This is a genomic window from Streptomyces sp. NPDC059900, from assembly GCF_050270335.1.
Classification (GTDB): Bacteria; Actinomycetota; Actinomycetes; order Streptomycetales; family Streptomycetaceae; genus Streptomyces.
In genome coordinates, this window is sequence record NZ_JBNNJZ010000757.1 from 1 (window position 1) to 3,278 (window position 3,278).

General features: G+C 69.9%; 2 protein-coding genes. Both read right to left on the reverse strand.

From position 1 onward, the window contains the following. Positions 1-48: 48 nt before the first annotated feature. Positions 49-1,107, reverse strand: a complete 1,059-nt coding sequence (locus tag ACQKIP_RS43380) for a LacI family DNA-binding transcriptional regulator (protein ID WP_365866543.1) — start codon at positions 1,105-1,107, stop codon at positions 49-51. A gap of 470 nt (positions 1,108-1,577) precedes the next feature. Next, positions 1,578-2,687 (reverse strand): NADAR family protein, encoded by a 1,110-nt coding sequence (locus ACQKIP_RS43385; RefSeq protein ID WP_427745540.1) that lies wholly within the window; start codon positions 2,685-2,687, stop codon positions 1,578-1,580. Between the last annotated feature and the right edge of the window lie 591 nt (positions 2,688-3,278).

Below are 3,278 nucleotides of genomic sequence, written 5' to 3' on the forward strand. Positions count from 1 at the left end.
CCACAAAAAACACCGGCCCCCCCCCCCCCCCGCCGGGTGCCCGCCGCGCTACTCCTCGCGCGGGACCGCCGTACTGGCCCTGACCACGAGTTCCGTCGCCAGCTCGATGCGCGGCGATACGGGTGCCACCGAGCGCGCCAGGTCGAGAACAGCGCGTGCCGCCAACTTGCCCATGTCGGACAGGGGCTGGCGCACCGTGGTCAGCGGCGGCGCGCTCCAGCGCACCTCCGGAAGGTCGTCGAAACCGACGACGCTCATGTCCTCGGGCACCCGCAGGCCGCGCCGGCGCAGCGCCTCGATCGCACCAAGGGCCATCTGGTCGCTGGCGGCGAAAACGGCGGTAGGCGGCTCGGCGAGATCCAACAGCCGCTGGCAGCCGCTGAATCCGGACGCGTGGTAGAAGTCACCGGGCACGACCAGCCCGTCGTCCACCGGCACGCCCGCCACGTCGAGCGCGGCCCGGTAACCATCCAGCCTGGCCCGCGAGCACAGCAGCCGGGGCGGGCCCGCTATGAACCCGATCCGCCGGTGCCCGAGGCCGAGCAGGTGCTCGGTGGCCGCCATCCCGCCCGCCCAGTTCGCGGCGCCCACGGTCGGCGCCTCGCTCGCGGGCGATCCTGCCGGGTCGATCACCACCAGCGGCACGCCCAGGCGCTGCAACTCGTCGTGCAGCCCGGGCTCCAGGACCGACGTCACCAGCACCACGCCGTCGGACGCGCGGGCCCGCAGATTGGTCATCCACTGCCGGGCCGCGCCCGCCCGGTCATGGATCGCGGAGACCACCGTGCCCACCCCCGCCTCGTGCGCGACCTCCTCGACACCGCGGATGATCTCCACGGCCCACGGGCTGTCCAGGTCGTTGAAGACCAGATCGAGCAGGGCCGCACGGTCCCCGGGCGCGGGCGGCCGGCGCCGGTAGCCGTGCCGGCGCAACAGCTCCTCCACCCGGGCGCGGGTGGCCGGTGACACATCGGAGCGTCCGTTCACGACCCGCGAGACGGTCGGGACCGAGACCCCGGCCTCCCGCGCGATCCCGGCGATCGTCACCTTGGCCGGCCCGTCCGGGCTCCGCGTGGTCGCCTTGCGCTGAGCGCCGTCCCCGGCCATGTTCCCCACCTCCGTCGACTCGTCATCCGAAAATCTCCGGATGCCTTCCGGAACCGTAGGACATGCCGTCGACCACGCACCGGTCAAGCCCCCGGCCCGTGCGACCGGGGGCACGCACGGCCCGTGATCCCTGCGCGACCGGACTCCGGAATGCGGGTCGGCCAAACCAGTTGGCGCCACACACGTACACGGCGGCGCCCTCCTCGCGACCGCCGTACGGATGCGCGCGGACCTTTCGCGCCGGCGCGGTTCTGCCGGTCCGCCCTACTGGAATGGCGGCGGGGGCAGAGAGCCGATCGTCCCGGCTGCCCTCGCTCCGGGATGCCTCATGCGCCGGCACCGCGGTGATGGTGGCCGCACCGCGACTCGCAGGAACTCGCCCATGCCAGACCCGAATGTTCCCCAGAGCGTTCCGATCACGTTCACGGGTCCCATGGGCGAGCTCTTCGCCCGGCCGGCAGAGCGGACGCTCAACTTCCGGGCCGGAGCAACTGCTGGGCAACGAGCTCGGAGCGGGTCAGCTCGAGCAACCGACCCATCCAGTTGCGTCCCCGGCCGTCGTGGACATCTCTCCAGAAGGGGGAGTCCGAGAGGCCGGTATAGCTGATCCTGGCGTCCCCTGTGGAAACGAGGACCCGGGCGAGTTCAGGGTGCTGAGTGAACTTCGCGCGAAGGAGCTCTGCCATGACCGCGAGCCGGATGTCGGGCCAGTCACTCCGGTGCAGTGCCCGGCCACCGAGGTCCTGCGCCTCTCTGCCGGAGGCCGCATCCCGGATCCTGCTTCTGTCAGAAGCATCGGCCGCCGACAATGCCCAATACCCGTGCAGTACCGACGCATAGGAGTCGCCGCCGAAGACGATCTGTGCAGGGTACTCGTTGCGGAGCACGAACAGCCCCGGCTGCTCGGGCCACCCCTGGGGGTAAACCGTTTCGTGGGAGACGAGAGTTGGTCGGCCGGGTTCCGAAGGGTCGTCGGCATGCTGGATGGCTCGCCGCTCCTGCTCGCTCCGGACCCCCTCATCTCCGCGGGCGAAGTAGTCCAGGACGTCCTGATGCATCTGCGCTGTCACTACCGGGCCATCGCCGTCGACGGCCTCACCCAACTTCGTGAGCAGGATCCGCAGGGGACGGTCCTGGCGGTCCATATCTCCCAGGACATAGATCCGAAGATGCGGTGGAACGGCCAGATATGCCGCTCGGAGAAGTTCCCGGTTGGACTCGGCCGGGTCCTGCTGGAAGCGCTGGATTGCATCCCGGCAGCGTTGCCCGGCAGTTGGCCGCTCGTTGAGTGCTTCGATGCGGTCAGCGACATCCAGAAGGAAGCCTTCTGGTGTCAGCGCTTCGCTGCGACGGGAGGCCCACTTCGATGATTGGTCGGGAAGCGGTGGAGTCTCAGGGTTGGTCACCGCCAGCTGGCCTGTTGCCAGCATCTTCTCGAGGCCGGCCAGGTCCGTCCGTTCTCCGCAGGTGATCGCTCCGTCCGCGAAGACAATCAAGTCGTCGAGGTAGTACTCACTGCCTGGTTGATAGCACCGCCAGATGTGGCACCAGGTCCCATCGATTCTCTCGCCATCCACCATCCGATATGTCGGTCCCCGCCAAGTCATGAGCGCACGCTATCGCCTGCGGGACGATCATGGGAGTGGTGCGGGAGCCCCCGGTCGCTGTTCCGGGGTCCACGAGTCGAGGGGCCGGGACGGGGGCCCGTCCGCGGTCGTGATTGGACTCCCGGACCGTGCACGCCAAGCTCAACGCCCCGACGGGACAGGGGCATCGCGTCCTCCCCCGGCTGAACTGGCGGTTCACCAGGGCGATGTGCGCGCTACCTGCCTCTGCCCAGAAGGAGCCGCCGACATAGGGGCGCACGTCCCGGGCAGACCACCGCGCGTGGCGACGCCCCGACCGGCTGCGCTGCTCGGCAAGACGCCGTCATCGCTTACGGGCCGGGACACAAGAAGCCCTGCTCGCCGCAGATTGGCGTTCCTGCCTCGCCGACGCTGTGGAGATGCGTCGGCGAAGCCGTCCAGGGCACGTCGCGAGGGCCTACGGCGCCCGCTGTCGAGCGCCGGGACGTACGAGCGCAGACGCGGATGTCCGGCAGACCGGGGAGGGCGTGGGGTAGTGCCCCGCTGTGTGGTGTAGAGAGCCGGACTGCTTGGGTCCGGATGCAA